Origin of the sequence: Bradyrhizobium nanningense, from assembly GCF_004114535.1 — a bacterium.
Taxonomy (GTDB): Bacteria; Pseudomonadota; Alphaproteobacteria; order Rhizobiales; family Xanthobacteraceae; genus Bradyrhizobium; species Bradyrhizobium nanningense.
In genome coordinates this window covers 330081-346308 of record NZ_LBJC01000031.1, presented here as the reverse complement: position 1 = coordinate 346308, position 16228 = coordinate 330081, and the positions used below count along the sequence as shown (strand labels likewise).

The 16228-nt window shown below is 65.1% G+C and carries 17 protein-coding genes; 15 read left to right on the top strand and 2 right to left on the bottom strand.

All coding sequences use genetic code 11. The features are described 5' to 3' along the window. Positions 1-133 precede the first annotated feature (133 nt). Positions 134-301 (bottom strand): hypothetical protein, encoded by a 168-nt coding sequence (locus XH84_RS40060; RefSeq protein ID WP_164936651.1) that lies wholly within the window; start codon positions 299-301, stop codon positions 134-136. A gap of 173 nt (positions 302-474) precedes the next feature. On the opposite strand from XH84_RS40060, the gene XH84_RS27670 reads away from it, so the two are divergent. The 15 genes from XH84_RS27670 (at position 475) to XH84_RS27600 (ending at position 15618) form a co-directional block, all read left to right on the top strand. Continuing rightward, the gene (locus XH84_RS27670; RefSeq protein ID WP_128922638.1) at positions 475-1053 is read left to right on the top strand and encodes a cytochrome c oxidase subunit 3 family protein; all 579 of its coding nucleotides are present in this window, start codon (positions 475-477) and stop codon (positions 1051-1053) included. After that, positions 1053-1316 carry a cytochrome C oxidase subunit IV family protein gene (locus XH84_RS27665; RefSeq protein ID WP_164936658.1) on the top strand — a complete coding sequence of 88 codons (264 nt, stop codon included), beginning with the start codon at positions 1053-1055 and terminating at the stop codon, positions 1314-1316. Before XH84_RS27670 ends, XH84_RS27665 begins: the two co-directional genes overlap by 1 nt. A gap of 111 nt (positions 1317-1427) precedes the next feature. Beyond that, complete coding sequence (locus XH84_RS27660; protein WP_128922636.1) at positions 1428-1880, top strand: c-type cytochrome; 453 nt, start codon at positions 1428-1430, stop codon at positions 1878-1880. 35 nt (positions 1881-1915) lie between these two features. Further along, positions 1916-3262, top strand: coding sequence for a cbb3-type cytochrome c oxidase subunit I (locus tag XH84_RS27655; protein WP_128922635.1), 1347 nt, complete (start codon positions 1916-1918; stop codon positions 3260-3262). A 62-nt stretch (positions 3263-3324) separates the two neighbouring features. Beyond that, the gene (locus XH84_RS27650) at positions 3325-4134 is read left to right on the top strand and encodes a CbbQ/NirQ/NorQ/GpvN family protein (protein WP_128922634.1); all 810 of its coding nucleotides are present in this window, start codon (positions 3325-3327) and stop codon (positions 4132-4134) included. A gap of 9 nt (positions 4135-4143) precedes the next feature. Next, entirely contained in the window at positions 4144-6063 is a 1920-nt protein-coding gene (locus XH84_RS27645; protein ID WP_128922633.1) for a VWA domain-containing protein, read from the top strand. Positions 6064-6134: 71 nt separating this feature from the next. Next, positions 6135-6797 (top strand): HAD family hydrolase, encoded by a 663-nt coding sequence (locus XH84_RS27640; protein ID WP_128922632.1) that lies wholly within the window; start codon positions 6135-6137, stop codon positions 6795-6797. 7 nt (positions 6798-6804) lie between these two features. Continuing rightward, the gene (locus XH84_RS27635) at positions 6805-7755 is read left to right on the top strand and encodes a sugar-binding transcriptional regulator (protein ID WP_128922631.1); all 951 of its coding nucleotides are present in this window, start codon (positions 6805-6807) and stop codon (positions 7753-7755) included. A gap of 283 nt (positions 7756-8038) precedes the next feature. Beyond that, on the top strand, positions 8039-9292 hold the full coding sequence (locus tag XH84_RS27630) for an ABC transporter substrate-binding protein (protein ID WP_488226032.1): 1254 nt from the start codon (positions 8039-8041) through the stop codon (positions 9290-9292). A gap of 152 nt (positions 9293-9444) precedes the next feature. Beyond that, a complete protein-coding gene (locus XH84_RS27625) occupies positions 9445-10317 on the top strand; it encodes a carbohydrate ABC transporter permease (protein ID WP_128922629.1) in 873 nt (290 codons plus the stop codon). A 3-nt stretch (positions 10318-10320) separates the two neighbouring features. Continuing rightward, complete coding sequence (locus XH84_RS27620; RefSeq protein ID WP_128922628.1) at positions 10321-11151, top strand: carbohydrate ABC transporter permease; 831 nt, start codon at positions 10321-10323, stop codon at positions 11149-11151. A 15-nt stretch (positions 11152-11166) separates the two neighbouring features. After that, positions 11167-12174, top strand: coding sequence for an ABC transporter ATP-binding protein (locus XH84_RS27615; RefSeq protein WP_128922627.1), 1008 nt, complete (start codon positions 11167-11169; stop codon positions 12172-12174). A 42-nt stretch (positions 12175-12216) separates the two neighbouring features. Further along, entirely contained in the window at positions 12217-12990 is a 774-nt protein-coding gene (locus tag XH84_RS27610; protein ID WP_128922626.1) for an SDR family NAD(P)-dependent oxidoreductase, read from the top strand. Positions 12991-13030: 40 nt separating this feature from the next. Then, positions 13031-14677, top strand: coding sequence for an FGGY-family carbohydrate kinase (locus XH84_RS27605; RefSeq protein WP_128922625.1), 1647 nt, complete (start codon positions 13031-13033; stop codon positions 14675-14677). A gap of 5 nt (positions 14678-14682) precedes the next feature. After that, positions 14683-15618 carry a carbohydrate kinase family protein gene (locus XH84_RS27600; RefSeq protein WP_128922624.1) on the top strand — a complete coding sequence of 312 codons (936 nt, stop codon included), beginning with the start codon at positions 14683-14685 and terminating at the stop codon, positions 15616-15618. A 6-nt stretch (positions 15619-15624) separates the two neighbouring features. Here XH84_RS27600 and XH84_RS27595 read toward each other — a convergent pair. Next, on the bottom strand, positions 15625-16228 hold a 604-nt coding region (locus XH84_RS27595), incomplete at its 5' end, for a LysR family substrate-binding domain-containing protein (protein WP_245471870.1).

Below are 16228 nucleotides of genomic sequence, written 5' to 3'. Positions count from 1 at the left end.
TGCAACGGCAGTGCCGCAGGGTGGGTTAGCGAAGCAGATGTGCGAAGCGCATCTGCTTCGCGTAACCCACCAATTCGTTGCGGGTCCGCGGAAGCATGGCGGGTTACGCCTTCGGCTAACCCACCCTACGGCACTACGGCAGCGGTGATTGCGTCGTGAACAGCACCGCCGCGATCGCGACCGACAAGCCCACCGCCGATACGGTTGCCGCGGTCGACAGCACCCCCATTCGCCGAAGTGCGATGGCGAACGCGACGATGATGGGGGTCGCGGTCATCAGCCCGATTTGTGCCTCGCTCATCGCATTGCTCGCCGTTTTGGGGAACCGCCGGATGCATTCAACTTATGTCGGCGCGACGGGCGGAACGTTGCGTTAGCGCAAACGCGCCTCTGGCCGGTTGCATTATTTGTCCGGCGACAAAGTTGGAATCGCGCCGGTTGGATATCTGTCCGGCGGCTTGAGGCGGAAGGCAGATGTCGGCGACGGATTGCGAGCAACAGGGCACCGGCTGGGGAATCCTGGAAGATCTTCCCGGCGATCCCATGATCTGGGTGCTGATCTTCAGCGAACTCGCCGCTTTCGGCCTGTTCCTCGGTGCCTTCGTCATCGCTCGTGCGCTTCACCCAGCGCTTTTCGCGGCCGGTCAGGCCACGCTCGATGCACATCTGGCGGGAATCAACACCATCGTGCTCGTGACCAGTGGCTGGGCTGCCGCGCGCGGGGCGGCTGCGGCACGGGCGGGCGAAAGGGTGCGTGCGCGCGGCTGGCTGTTCGGCGCCATGGCGCTCGGCGCGCTCTTCATCGCGGTCAAGCTGTTCGAATATGCCGGCGAGATCGCGTTAGGAAACGGCCTGGAGACCAGTCCGTTCTTCACGCTGTACTTCCTTCTCACCGGCTTCCATCTGCTGCATGTCGGCCTCGGCATCGTGATCCTGGCCGTCGTTTCCTGGGGGGCCCGGCCGGAGGGCGTCGAAACCGGAACCGCTTTCTGGCACATGGTCGATCTGCTCTGGATCGTCATGTTCCCCATCATCTATCTGGTGCACCCGTGATTCCAGATCGTCTCGACATTGCCTGGATCATGTTGATCGGCCTCGCGCTCGCGACCATTTTGGTGCCCCCGCTGGTGGTGTCCCGCCCCTTGTTCGCCAATGCTTTGCTGCTGACCTTCGCCGCCCTCAAGGGCCGCCGTATCGTGCTCGATTTCCTCGATCTTCGCTCAGCGCCGGCGCTTTGGCGCGGCCTCGTCAGCGCCTGGGTCATCATCGTGGTGCTGTTCGCCTGGCTCGCATCCGCCATCGTTGCCCTGATCTGACGAGCGGTTGCGCATCGTCGCAATCCTTGCGCTTCCTCAAAGAGCGACCCGAGCCAATCGGCAATAAATCGCATCACCGATTTTCTCGACTCAAACCGGAAAGGATTGGCAATGGCTGAACGCCTGACCAAGTCGGCCGCTCGAAATGTCTTCTACGGCGGTTCGGCCTTCTTCTTCGCCATCTTCATAGGGCTGACGGCGCACAGCCATTACTACATGGCCACGACATCGACGGACGCGGCGATGCTGACGTCGTCGGTCGCCCGCGGCAAGCATGTGTGGGAGAAGAACTCCTGCATCAACTGCCACACCCTGCTCGGCGAGGGCGCCTATTTCGCGCCTGAAGTCGGCAATGTCTGGGATCGCTGGGGCGGCAACGAGGATCCGGCCGCAGCGCGCGAAACGCTGAAGGCCTGGATGCAGTCGCAGCCCTCGGGTGCGCCGGGCCGGCGGCAGATGCCGCAGTTCAATCTCACCAACCAGGAGCTCGACGATCTCGCCGACTTCCTGCAGTGGACCAGCAAGATCAAGCGGCAGGATTGGCCGCCGAACAAGGCCGGCTAAGCGCTTTCCTCTTTCAAGACAGAGAGACCTCCGAGATGAAATATCAAACTCAGAAAGTCGCGATGCTGTATTTCTACGGCGCGCTGACCCTGTTCCTGGCCCAGATCCTGTTTGGCCTTCTCGCCGGAACGATCTACGTCCTGCCCAATACGCTGTCGAGCGTCCTGCCGTTCAACATCGTCAGGATGATCCACACCAACGCGCTGATCGTATGGTCGCTGATCGGCTTCATGGGCGCGACCTACTTCCTGCTCCCGGAAGAGACCGAGACCGAGCTCTATAGCCCGCTGCTGGCGAAGATCCAGTTCTGGATGTTCTTCGGCGCAGCTGGCGTCGCCGTGGTCGGCTATCTCTTCCATTATCACGAGGGCCGCGAGTTCCTCGAACAGCCCTTCATCATCAAGGTCGGCATCGTCGTCGTCTGCCTGATGTTCCTGTTCAACGTCACGATGACGGCGCTGAAGGGCCGCAAGACCACGATCACCAACATCCTGTTGTTCGGCCTGTGGGGCGTCGCGATCTTCTTCCTGTTCGCCTTCTACAACCCGGCGAACCTCGCCGTCGACAAGATGTACTGGTGGTACGTCGTCCATCTCTGGGTCGAAGGCGTCTGGGAGCTGATCATGGCCTCCGTGCTCGCTTATCTCATGATCAAGCTCAACGGCATCGATCGTGAAGTCGTCGAGAAGTGGCTCTACGTCATCATCGGCCTTGCCCTGTTCTCGGGCATCCTCGGCACCGGCCACCACTTCTACTGGATCGGCGCGCCCGGCTACTGGCAGTGGATCGGCTCGCTGTTCTCCACGCTCGAAGTGGCGCCGTTCTTCACCATGGTGATCTTCACGGTGCAGATGACCTGGAAGGCCGGCCGCAAGCATCCGAACCGCGCCGCGCTGCTGTGGTCCGTCGGCTGCTCGGTGATGGCGTTCCTCGGCGCCGGCGTGTGGGGCTTCCTGCACACGCTGTCCTCGGTGAACTACTACACCCACGGCACGCAGGTCACCGCCGCGCACGGCCATCTCGCCTTCTTCGGCGCCTATGTGATGCTGAACCTGTCGGTGATGGCTTATGCGGTCCCGCAGCTCAAGGGACGTGCGCCCTATAACCAGTGGCTCTCGATGGCGAGCTTCTGGATCATGTGCACGGCCATGATGGTGATGACCTTCGCGCTGACCTTCGCCGGCGTGGTTCAGGTCCATCTCCAGCGCGTGCTCGGCCAGGGCTATATGGACGTGCAGGACCAGCTCGCGATGTTCTACTGGGTCCGGCTCGGCTCCGGTGTGTTCGTCGCGATCTCCGCGCTGATGTTCGTCTGGGCCGTGCTGGTGCCGAGCCGCGCGAAGCAGGCGGTCATCCCCGGCGCATTGCAGCCGGCTGAGTAGACGCAAATGGCGGCCGCGGTTCGCCGCGGCCGCCTGCTTCCTGGAAAGTCCGGAGAGACATCATGAAAGCTGCCCTTCACACGGTGACCTCGACGCCCGAGCTGCCGGACTATGTTCCATCCGGAAACGAATGCGAGCTTTTCGAGCATGCCTGGCGACGGCGTCTGCCGGTTCTGCTCAAGGGGCCGACCGGCTGTGGCAAGACCCGCTTCGTCGCGCACATGGCGGCGCGGCTGGGACTGCCGCTTCACACCGTCGCCTGCCATGACGATCTGACCGCCGCCGATCTCACCGGCCGCTATTTGCTCAGGGGCGGCGACACCGTGTGGACCGATGGTCCGCTGACGCGCGCGGTGCGCGAGGGCGGCATCTGCTATCTCGACGAGGTCGTGGAGGCGCGCAAGGACGTCACCGTCGTGCTGCATCCTCTGACCGACGATCGCCGCATCCTGCCGCTGGAGCGTACCGGCGAGGAGCTGGTGGCGCCGAGCAGCTTCATGCTGGTCGTCTCCTATAATCCCGGCTACCAGACGCTGCTGAAGGCGCTGAAACCCTCGACGCGGCAGCGCTTCGTCGCCATCGAATTCGATTTCCTGCCGCCAGAGCAGGAGATCGGCGTCGTGTCCGCCGAAAGCGGGCTGTCGCCGGAGCGCGTGCGGCCGCTGGTGGGGCTGGCTGGGCGGCTGCGCGCGCTCAAGGGCCACGATTTGGAGGAGGGCGTCTCGACCCGGCTCGTGGTCTATTGCGCGACGCTGATCGCCGCGGGCACGCCGGTCGCCGATGCCGTGCTGGCGGGCATGATCGAGCCGCTCACCGACGACGCCGACGTGAAGGCGGCGCTTCTGGACGTCGCGCGCGCCGTCATCGGGTGAGGCCGCGTCATGCTCGACTTCCTCGAACTGGAGGAGACGGTCGGCCGCGCCTGGCACAGGATGGTCGGCGGCATCGCGAGCTATCCGGTTCACGACGATCACGCCGTCGCACTGACCGAGGTGAGGGGGCGGCTCGCGGTGATGTTCCGCGCGCTCGGCGGCGAGACCGGGGTGCAGATTGCGAGCGCAGGCGCGCGAAAATCGGGGCATCGTCTCGGCTGGCGGCAGCGCATCGGCCTCGGAGACGAGCGGCTCGAGCAGCCGGGCCGTGACGCCGCGACCATCTTCCTTCCCGATCGCATCTCGATCTTTCCCGACCGCGGGTTGAACGCAGCGCTCTATCGCTGGCTGGCGGCATGGTTCGCCGCCGCGCCGATCGATACGATCACGGAAGTCGATGCGCTGCGGCGGGATCTTCTGGTGTTGCGCCGGGCGAGCGAGACGGCGGTCTTCGTGCTCATGCAATTTCCCGGTCTTGTTGGCGATTATGCGAAGCTCGCCGCAGCGACGGCCGAGGCCAGGCCTCGCCGCCCCCTGCCGCGCATCGAGCAGGAGGTCGAGCAGATCGTGCTGGCCCTGCTCGGAGCCGGCAAGGCGCCTGCGGGTAGACTGTGGCCGGCGATGATGGGGACGGGCCCGCTGCCCGACAAGGCGCCGCCGGGCTATCATTCGATCCTGCCGTGCCCGCTCTGGGGGGATTGCTGGACGCGCGAGCTCTCCCCCGCCCATGCCGGCGAGGACGAATGCGCGCCGGGCGCGGAAGCCGCGCCCGAGAACGATCGCAAGCGCTTTGCCGTCCGCGAGCGCGAGGACAACGCCAACCGCCGCGATCCGTTCGTGCTCAACCGCTTCGAGAAGATCCTCGCGATGGCCGAAATGGTCAACGTCGACCGTCCGGCCGACGACAGCGAGGACGAGGATGCGCAGAAGGCCGCCGACGATCTCGAGGAGATCACGCTGAGCCGCCGCACCGGCAAGCCGGCGAGCCGGTTCAAGTTCGATCTCGACCTGCCGCCGGAAGCTCTCGATGCCTCGAAGCTGAATGCAGATCTTACCTATCCCGAATGGGACTATCGTAGCGGCTCCTATCTGCCGGACCATTGCCGCGTGCTCGCAGGCGCAGCCTCCGAGCAGGGTGAGAGCTGGACGCCTGACGATGCCACGCGTCGGCACATTCGCCAGGTGCGCCGCCGCTTCGAGGTGCTGCGGCCGCGCCACGAGCTGATGCGCGCCCAGGCCGACGGACATGATCTCGATCTCGACGCGCTCGTGCGTGCGCGGTGCGACCTCCGCGCCGGCAGCGGCGGCAGCGGTCTCGATCGCATCCACGTCGCCATGCGGCCGCAGGGGCACGATCTCGCCGTCACGCTGCTCGTCGACGTCTCGTTGTCCACGGACGCCTGGGTCGATGGCTATCGCGTGCTCGACGTCGAGAAGGAGGCGCTGCTGGTGCTTGCGCATGGGCTGTCGGCCTGCGGCGATCACCACAGCATTCTGACCTTCACCTCGCGCCGGCGCTCCTGGGTGCGGCTCGAGACGGTGAAGGCCTTCGGCGAGCCGATGAGCGGGACGGTGGAGCGCCGGATCGGCGCGCTGAAGCCGGGCTATTACACGCGGATCGGCACGGCGGTGCGCCATGCCGCGGCCGAGCTCGCCCGCCAGCCGCAGCGCAAGAAGCTGCTGATCGTGCTCACCGACGGCAAGCCGAACGATGTCGATCATTACGAGGGACGCTTCGCGGTCGAGGACACCCGCAAGTCGGTGCAAGAGGCGCGCCGGCTCGGCATCGCCGCCTTCGGCGTCACGGTGGACGCGACAGCCCAATCCTACTTCCCGACCCTGTTCGGCCGCGGCGGCTACGCCATCGTCGGCAACATCAAGCGGCTGCCAGCGGCGCTGCCGGCGATCTACCGGCAGGTCGCGCATTGATGTCGGAACCTGCGGGCATGCGCTCTTGGTGAGCTATTGCTCACTTAATGGGTATATGATCGAATGGCCGGATGGAGCAGGGCCGGCCAAAACCAGATCTGATCATCTTCGATTGCGACGGCGTGCTCGTCGACAGCGAGCTGCTGAGCTGCCGGTGTCTGTCCGAGGTACTGGCCGGGTTCGGCATTGGGCTCAGCCAGCAGCAGGCGCTCGAGCTCTTTCTCGGGCGCAGTACCAAGGCGATCGAGCAGCATTATCGTGATCTCGGGCAGATCGTACCGGAGAGCTTTCTGCCGTGCCTGAAGTCGCAAGTGCTGTCGACGTTCGCAGCTTCGCTTCAGCCGATCCCCGGCGTTGCCGGCGTGGTGTCCGACCTGTCCGTGCCGTTTTGCGTGGCCTCGTCCAGCGACCTCGATCGCGTCGCGCTCTCCCTCGACGTCACCGGCCTGCGGGCGCATTTTGGCGACCGGATCTACACGGCGCAAATGGTCCGGCATGGCAAGCCGGCGCCGGATCTCTTCCTGTACACGGCCGAGAAGATGCACATCTCGCCCGAGCGCGCCCTGGTGATCGAGGACAGCGTCAGCGGCGTGAAGGCGGGCAAGGCGGCCGGCATGACCGTCTGGGGATTTGTCGGCGGCAGCCATTACCGCGGCCGTGACGGGCAGGCTATATTGTCCGGTGCGGGGGCCGACCGGGTCTTCGCGCGCATGAGCGATTTCTGGGAGGCGTGAGGCCCGCATGGCCGCCGAGAACGACAAGTCGCGACTCGACGATGCCGCGCGCGCCGGCTGGCTTTATTTCATCGCCGGTCACACCCAGGACGAGATCGCGAAGATGCTCCAGGTCTCGCGGGCCTCGGCGCAGCGGCTGGTCTCGCTGTGCCTCGCCGAACGCCTCATCACGTTCCGGCTCGAGCACCCCATCGCCGCTTGCATGGAACTTGCGGCGCGCCTGAAGGAGCGGTTCGACCTTGTCCATTGCGAGGTGGTGCCGGCTGATCCTGCGGCGCCGCAGGCCACTGCGGGCATTGCCGAACGCTGCGCCAATCTGCTCGATGCGACGCTGCGCTCTGAGACGCCCGTGATCGTCGCGCTCGGCACCGGCAGGGCGGTGCGCGCAGCGGTCGAGCGCGTCACGCCGATCGACCGACCCAATCACCAGATCGTCTCACTGGTCGGCAACATCTCCGCCGACGGTTCGGCGAGCTTTTACGACACCGTCGGCCGGCTCGCCGACCGCACCGGGGCGCGGCATTATCCGATGCCGCTGCCGTTCCTGATGTCGTCCGAGGACGAGCGCAACAAGATGGTCCGCATCGAGCCGATCGCCAAGGTGAAGGCGGTGGCGGCCAAGGCGGATTTGCGCCTCGTCGGCATCGGCCAGATGGACCAGAAGGCGCAGGTTCACATCGACGGCTTCGTCACCCGCGACGAATTGTTCGAGATGATGCGGCTCGGCGCCATCGGCGAGATCACCGGCTGGGCCTATGATTCCAAGGGACGTCTGCTCAAGGCCGGCACCAACAAGCGCCTCACCAGCATTCCGCCGGAAGTGCCGGCGAAGACCACGACGATCGGCGCCGCGGTCGGCGCGGCCAAAGTGACGGCGATCGCCGCGGCGCTGAACGGCGGCCTGATCAATGGGCTCATTACTGATGAGACAACCGCGCAGGCGATTCTGGAGCGGTAGGGGGCGTTCGGTGTAGCCGCGTCGGAACTGCGCTCCCTCTCCCGCAAGCGGGAGAGGTGAAGAATCCGCCGCCCTCGTCTCAGTTCGACTCACGCCCTCCCGCACCGCAGCACTCATAAGTTGCGCAAATGCCCGCGCGCCTGCTTGACAACGGTCGCCGCTCCGTTGAACATACGCCCAACGCGTGGGCATATGCTCAAACGCGAATTGAGGGGAGGTCACCGTGAAACATGTCCTGGGCGCCGTCTGCGGCGCGTCTGCACTTTTGCTGGCCGTCCCCGGGATGGCCGAAACGACCCTGACCATCGCCACCGTCAACAATGGCGACATGATCCGCATGCAGGGGCTGACCGCCGAATTCACCAAGAAAAACCCCGACATTGCGGTGAAATGGGTGACGCTGGAGGAGAACGTGCTGCGTCAGCGCGTCACCACCGACATCGCCACCAAGGGCGGGCAGTTCGACGTGCTCACCATCGGTACCTATGAGGTGCCGATCTGGGCCAAGAAGGGCTGGCTGGTGCCGCTTGCCAATCTCGGCGGCGATTACGACGTCGCCGACCTGCTGCCCAAGATCAAGGACGCGGTCTCCGTCGACGGCAAGCTCTACGCCGCGCCGTTCTATGGCGAGAGCTCGATGGTGATGTATCGCACCGATCTGTTCGAGAAGGCCGGCCTGAAGATGCCGGAAAAGCCGACCTGGGATTTCGTCGTCGATGCCGCCAAGAAGCTCACTGACAAGAGCGCCGGCACCTACGGCATTTGCCTGCGCGGCAAGGCCGGCTGGGGCGAGAACATGGCGTTCCTCTCGGCCATGGCCAACTCCTACGGTGCGCGCTGGTTCGATGAAAAGTGGCAGCCGCAGTTCAACACGCCGGAATGGAAGACGACGCTGACGACTTACGTCAACCTGATGAAGGAAGCCGGCCCGCCCGGCGCCAGCTCCAACGGCTTCAACGAGAACCTGGCGCTGTTCAACGCCGGCAAGTGCGCGATGTGGATCGACGCCACGGTGGCGGCATCCTTCGTCACCAACCCGAAGGACTCCAAGGTCGCCGACAAGGTCGGTTTCGCGCTGGCGCCGAACACCGGCCTCGGCAAGAACGCCAACTGGCTGTGGGCGTGGAACCTCGCGATCCCCGCCGGCTCCAAGAAGACGGAAGCCGCCGAGAAGTTCATCGCCTGGGCAACCAGCAAGGACTACACCAAGCTCGTCGCGTCGAAGGAAGGCTGGGCCAACGTGCCGCCGGGCACGCGCACCTCGCTCTACCAGAACCCCGACTATCTGAAGGTCGCCCCGTTCGCGAAGCTGACGTTGGCCTCGATCGACGCAGCCGATCCGAACAAGCCGACGGTGAAGCCGGTGCCTTACGTCGGGGTGCAATACGCCGCGATCCCCGAATTCCAGGGCATCGGCACCCAGGTCGGCCAGCAGTTCTCGGCCGCACTTGCGGGCTCGATGACGGTCGATGCCGCGCTGACCGCGGCGCAATCGGCGACCGAGCGCGAGATGAAGCGCGCCGGCTACATCAAGTGAACCCGAGCTCGACCTCCTGAGCTCAGACTTGCGGCCATCCGCCCGTCCCAGGATGGATGGCCGCCTTCTTCCCGAGGTTTCATTTTGACGCGTTTTCTTCCCGCGAACCGGTCTCCACTTCGCTCGAAAACGCTCTGAAGGAGAAGTCAGGGATGGCAACCCGGCAGACGCAGTTCCTTGCGCGCTCGCTCCTGACGCCTGCGGTCGGGCTGCTCTTCATCTGGATGATCGTTCCGCTCGCGCTGACGATCTACTTCTCGACCCTGCATTACAGTCTGCTCGATCCCGGCTCCGAGTCGTTCGTGGGCCTGGAGAACTTCCGTTACTTCCTCACCGATCCGGCCTTCCTGGCCTCGCTTCAGAACACGCTGGTTTTGGTCGGCTCCGTGCTGGCGCTGACGATCCTGCTCGGCATTCCGCTCGCGCTGTTGATGGACCAACCGGTGATCGGGCGCAATTTCGTGCGGCTGATGGTGATCGCGCCGTTCTTCGTGATGCCGACGGTCAGCGCGCTGGTCTGGAAGAATTTGTTGATGCATCCGGTGTCCGGCCTGTTCGCCTGGCTCGCCTCGCTGTTCGGCCTGACGCCGATCGACTGGTTCAACGACGTGCCGCTCCTTGCCGTGATCCTGATCGTGACGTGGCAATGGCTGCCGTTCGCCACGTTGATCCTGCTCACCGCGCTGCAATCGCTCGACGAGGAGCAGAAGGAGGCCGCCGAGATGGACGGCGCCAGCGCGGTATCGACCTTCATCTACATCACGCTGCCGCATCTGGCGCGCCCCATCACGGTCGTGATCCTGATCGAGACGATCTTCCTGCTGACGGTGTTCGCCGAGATCTTCGTTACCACCGGGGGAGGGCCGGGCCTTCAAACCACCAACATCGCCTTCCTGATCTATTCGCAGGCGCTGATCCAGTTCGACGTCGGCAGCGCCTCGGCGGGCGGCCTCGTCGCGGTGGTGATCGCGAACGTCGTCGCCTTCTTCCTCGTCCGCATCGTCGGCCGCAATCTGGAGGCTTGACCCATGGCACGGATGGCGACGACGCGGCGGGTGGTGGTCTCGACGATCGGAGCGTGGTTCTTCGGCTTCCTGATCTTCTTCCCGATCCTGTGGATGGTGCTGGCGAGCTTCAAGACCGAGCTCGAGGCCTTTGCCGTGCCGCCGTCCTTCCTGTTGTTCCACTGGACCACGGAGAACTATGCGACCGTGCAGGAGCGCAGCGACTATTTTCACCACGCGATGAACTCGATCATCATCGCCGGCGGCTCGACGCTCATCGCTCTCTTGATAGCTATTCCCGCGGCCTGGTCGATGGCGTTCTCGCCGACCAAGCGCACCAAGGACATCCTGCTCTGGATGCTCTCGACCAAGATGATGCCGCCGGTCGGCGTGCTGGTGCCGATCTACCTGATCTACAAATCCTTCGGTCTGCTGGATTCGCGCATCGGCCTCGTCTTCATCCTGTGCCTCGGCAACCTGCCGATCGTCATCTGGATGCTTTTCACCTATTTCAAGGAGATCCCGCGCGACATTCTCGAAGCCGCGCGCATGGACGGCGCCACCATCGGCCGCGAGCTGGTTTACGTGCTGACGCCGATGGCGATCCCGGGGCTGGCGTCCACGCTGCTGCTGAACCTGATCCTCGCCTGGAACGAGGCGTTCTGGACGCTCAATTTGTCGACCTCGAACGCGGCGCCGCTCACCACCTTCATCGCCTCCTATTCCAGCCCGGAAGGGCTGTTCTGGGCAAAGCTGTCGGCGGCCTCGACGCTGGCGATCGCGCCAATTCTCGTCCTCGGTTGGTTCAGCCAGAAGCAGCTCGTGCGCGGGCTCACCTTCGGCGCGGTGAAGTAGAGGGGCTGCCGGATCATGGGTCAGATCACACTTCAAGGCGTGCAGAAATCGTTCGGCCCCGTGCACATCATCAAGGGCGCCGACCTCGACATCGCCGACGGCTCCTTCGTGGTCTTCGTCGGCCCGTCCGGCTGCGGCAAGACCACGCTGCTGCGGCTGATTGCCGGGCTCGAAGACGTCTCTGGCGGCAACATCCTGATCGACGGCAAGAACGTCGTCGACACGCCACCCGCCAAGCGCGGACTGTCGATGGTGTTCCAGTCCTACGCGCTCTATCCGCATATGAGTGTGCGCGGCAATATCGGCTTCGGCTTGAAGATGGCCGGCCTGCCGAAGGACGAGATCAACCGCAAGGTCGAGGCCGCCGCCGCGACGCTGAACCTCACGCCCTATCTCGATCGCAAGCCGCGCGAGCTCTCCGGTGGCCAGCGCCAGCGGGTCGCGATCGGCCGCGCCATCGTGCGCGAGCCCAAGGCGTTCCTGTTCGACGAGCCGCTCTCCAACCTCGATGCCGCGCTGCGCGTGCAGATGCGTATCGAGGTGACGCGGCTCCAGAAGCAGCTCGGTACCACCGCGATCTACGTGACCCACGACCAGGTCGAGGCCATGACCATGGCCGACAAGATCGTCGTGCTCAACGGTGGCAAGATCGAGCAATATGGCTCGCCGCTGGAACTCTACGAGCGGCCGGCAAATCTCTTCGTCGCCGGCTTCATCGGATCGCCCAAGATGAACTTCGTCACCGGCGAGCTGGCCAAACAGCAGGGCGCGGCCACCATCGGCGTGCGACCGGAGCATCTCAAGATCGAGCGCGACGGCGCCGGCGGCTGGCAGGGCACGATCGCGGTCGCCGAGCATCTCGGCAGCGACACTTTCCTTTACGTCGATGCCGGTCAGCTCGGCATGCTGACGGCGCGCTATATCGGGGAATTGAGCCTGCACGCCGGCGACCGCGTCTCGCTGCTGCCGGACCCTGCGCGCATCCATCGCTTCGATGAGGCCGGCAACGCGCTTCGAGGCTGACAAGAAACGGCAAGAAAGCGGCAAGAAACGGAAAGAACCACCATGTACCTCGAAAAATTCAAGCTGAACGGCAAGACCGCGTTCATCACCGGCGGCGGGCAGGGCATCGGCCTTGGCTGCGCGGAAGCGCTGGCTGAAGCCGGCGCCAGGGTCATCATCGGCGACCGCGACAGCAAGATCGCCGACAGTGCCAAGGCCAGCCTGAAGGCGAAGGGCTTTGACATCGAGACCGCGATCATGGACGTCACCGATACCAAGCGCGTGGCGGAGGTCGCGAACGACCTCGTCGCCCGTCACGGCAAGGTCGACATTCTCGTCAACAATGCCGGCATCGCCCGTAGCGAAACCCCGGCCGAAACCGTCACCGACGAGCACTGGCTCAACGTCATCGACGTCAATCTCAACGGCACCTTCTGGTGCTGCCGCGAATTCGGCAAGCACATGCTGAAGGCGAAAAGTGGCGCCATCGTCAATGTCGGCTCGATGTCCGGCTTCATCGTCAACAAGCCGCAGGAGCAGTGCTTCTACAACGCCTCCAAGGCTGCCGTGCATCACCTGACCAAGTCACTGGCCGCCGAATGGGGTGCGCGCGGCATCCGCGTCAATGCGGTGGCGCCGACCTATATCGAGACCCCGCTCAACGCCTTCGTGAAGAGCAACGCCAAGATGTACGACGCCTGGATCGGTGGAACTCCGATGGCGCGGATGGGGCAGGTCGAGGAGATCGCCTCCGTCGTGCTGTTCCTCTCCTCGGAGGCCGCGAGCCTGATGACCGGCAGCATCGTGCTGGTGGATGGCGGCTACACTTGCTGGTAGGTTTACCGTCAAGACTGACGGAAAGCGACCGGGAGCGACAATGCCGCGAGCGTATATCGGCGTCGACGTGGGGACCACGAGCACGCGGGCCGGGGTGTTTGACGAGGCCGGAAACCTGCTTGCGACCGCGCGGCATCCGATCCGGATCTGGCACGAGCCTGGCGACATCGTCGAGCAATCATCGCAGGACATCTGGGAGGCCTGCGTCAGATCGGTGCGGGCGGCGATGGCGGAAGCGGCCATCGCGCCCGACAGCGTCGGCGGCATCGGCTTTGACGCCACCTGTTCGCTGGTCGTCCTGGATCGACAGGGCGAGCCGCTCACCGTCAGCGCATCCGGCGAGGCGCAACGCAATGTCATCGTCTGGATGGATCATCGTGCCATTGCCGAGGCGCGGCTGATCAACGAGACCGAGGACGCCGTGCTGCGCTATGTCGGCGGCTCGATCTCGCCCGAGATGGAAATGCCGAAGCTGTTATGGCTGAAGCGGCACCTTCGTGGGAGCTTCGATGCCGCTGGCCACTTCTTTGATCTCTCGGATTATCTGACCTGGCGCGCGACCGGCTCGCTGCAGCGCTCGACCTGCACCGTCACCTGCAAATGGAACTATCTCGCCCATGACGGCGGCGGCTGGAGCGCGCAATTCTTCAAGCGCATCGGCCTGTCGGACTTCGTTATCGAGAAATACGCCCGCATCGGCACCGAGATCGTCGCCCCCGGCACGCGACTGGGCACCGGCCTTAGCCGCGCAGCCGCCGCCGAGCTCGGCCTGTCGCCGGGCCTGCCGGTCGGTGCCTCGCTGATCGACGCCCATGCCGGCGGCATCGGGGCGATCGGCGGCCGCGACGGTTCGGGCGGGGCCAGCGACGTCTGTGACCGGCTCGCCTACATCATGGGAACGTCGGCCTGCATCATGGCGACGACGAAGGAGCCGTATTTCGTGCCGGGCGTCTGGGGACCTTATTATTCCGGCATGGTCCCGGACTTCTGGCTCAACGAGGGCGGCCAGTCTGCCGCGGGTGCGGCGATCGACCATCTCCTCAAGTCGCATCCGGGCCACACTGATGCGAGCGCGGCGGCGCGCAGCGAGGGCCTCGACCTCATCGACCTCCTCGAACGCCGCATCATCGCGCGCGCGGGCAGCGCCAGCCGCGCCGCGCTGCTCGCCCGCGATATCCATGTGCTTCCTGAGTTCATCGGCAACCGCTCGCCCTACGCCGATCCTGATACGCGCGCGGTGATCGCGGGCCTCGATCTCGACACCGACATCGCCTCGATGGAGCGGCTGTTCGTCGCCGGCCTGTGCGGGCTCGCCTATGGGCTCGCCGAGGTGATCGAAGCCTTTGCCGCGCACGGCGTGCGCTCCAGCATGATGATCATGGGCGGCGGCGCCAGCCGCAGTGCGCTGGTACGGCAGATCATGGCCGACACGACGGGGCTCACGGTCGCGCTGCCGCAGACGAAGGAGCCGGTGCTGCTCGGTGCCGCGATGTTGGGTGCGGTGGCCGGCGGTGCCTATGCTTCGATCGGCGAGACCATGGCCAAGATGTCGGCGCTGGGAGGGAAGAGCGAGCCGACCGCGCCCGACATGGCGGCGTTTCACACGCGCAAGCGCGAGGTCTACAAGCTTCTGCGCGAGGTCGACCGCGGCAGCCGCGCGGCCATGCGCGACATCGCGAGAGGTTGAAAAACATGCTGATTGCCTGTGGCGATGCGCTGATCGATTTCGTGCCGACGCGAAATGAGGAGGGACGTGAGGCGCTAATGCCGGCGGTGGGCGGCTCCTGCCTCAACGTTGCGATCGGCATGGCGCGCCTGGGCGCGCCGACCGGCTTCGTCGGCGGCATCTCGACCGACCTATTCGGCCGCATGATCGCCGATCACGCGACCGGCTCGAACGTCATGCTCGATCTCGCGACCCGAAGCGATCACCAGACCACGCTCGCTTTCGTGCGTATCGTTGCGGGCGAGTCGCATTACGCCTTCTACGATGCCGAGACCGCGACGCGGAACTGGACCTACCGACGCGGGTCGATCCCGTTCGATACCGTCGAAGCCGTCCATGTCGGCTCGACGACGCTCGTCAACGACCAGGGCGCCCGCGAGACGAAGGCGCTGATCGCGGACGCGCGGGCGTCGTCCACGATCTCCTTCGATCCAAATTGTCGGCCCAATCTGGTCAAGGACAAACCGGCCTATCTCGCGCGCATGGCCGAGTTCGCGGCGAGCGCCGATCTCATCAAGATGTCGGATGTCGACTTCGCCTATCTCTTCGGCGACGAGGCCTACCAGCAACGTGCGAATGTGCTGCTCGGGCAGGGTACCAGCCTCGTCGTGATCACCCGCGGCAACGATGGTGCGATTGCCTGGCATGCGCGGGCGGGGCAGATCGAAGTGCAAGCACCCAAGATCGAGGTTGCCGACACCATCGGCGCCGGCGACAGTTTTCAGGCGGCCCTGCTGGCCGTCTTGCACGAACAGGGGCGGCTTTCGCGCCGGCAGTTGAAGGACATCAGCACCGAGGAGCTCCGCCGCGCGCTGTCCTTTGCCGCCCATTGCGCCGGCCTCACCTGCACCCTCCCGGGCGCCGATCCGCCCTGGAGCCATGAGATCAATTGGAGTTGGTAGCCCGCCTCACATCCGCGCGACGGCCTTCTCGGCGCATTTGAGGAAGGTGCGGATCAGCGGGCTCTGGGAATCCCGTCGCCAGCACACCGCGATGTCGATGGAATCGGCTGCATCGCGCAGCGGCCTGAACACGATGCCACGTGGCGCGCCGAGCTTGGCGCAGGCCGGCACGATCGCAAAACCTTCGCCGGCGAGAACCAGGCTCATCGCCGAATGCACGGTCTCCACCCGGCTCGCAATCGGCATCACGATCTGATGCCGGCGCAGCAGGGCCGAGACCGCGGAGGAGGCGGGATCTTGCTCCGGCGGCGGCAACGCGATCAGCGGGCGGCCCTGCAACCGCGCCATCGGCACGGTGCCGAGCCGCGCGAGCGGCGAGCGGATCGGCATTGCCAGCATGAAGGGCTGGGCACCGATCCGAGCCACCTGGATCTCGGGATGGTTGATGGCCGGCATGCACAGCGCGACCGTGACGCTGCGATCGAGCAGCCGGGCCTCGCGCGTCGATGCGCTGAGCTCGGCGAACTCGAGGTCGACGCCGGGAACCGAGCGCCGTAGCTCAGGGATGAGCCGCGGCAGCATCGCATTCGCCAGCACGAACATGTAGCCG